Origin of the sequence: Vibrio genomosp. F10 str. 9ZD137 (assembly GCF_049974785.1) — a bacterium.
In the GTDB taxonomy this organism is placed as follows: domain Bacteria; phylum Pseudomonadota; class Gammaproteobacteria; order Enterobacterales; family Vibrionaceae; genus Vibrio.
Map to the genome: position 1 here is coordinate 1 of NZ_JBNGCJ010000205.1, position 231 is coordinate 231.

The 231-nt window shown below is 53.7% G+C and carries 1 protein-coding gene; it reads right to left on the reverse strand.

Annotated features, from left to right (window positions below; all coding sequences use genetic code 11):
* Positions 1 to 231 (reverse strand): ABC transporter permease subunit (locus ACP45E_RS02770; RefSeq protein ID WP_141707200.1); only part of this gene is annotated, 231 nt, incomplete at both ends.

Below are 231 nucleotides of genomic sequence, written 5' to 3' on the forward strand. Positions count from 1 at the left end.
GGCGGAGCGAACATTGGATTCAAGGCGATAGAGAGTGAACGAAATCCACAACGGAAGAACTTGAGGCAACACCCCATAAAGGACTTCTTCCACTTTATTTGCCCCTGTGGCACGAACCCCCTCAACCGGGCCTAGATCGATCGCTTCAACGGCCTCGGAAAACAGCTTTGCCAACACGCCAGTGGTGTGAATAAAGAGCGCAAGAACACCTGCAAACGGGCCAAGCCCCAC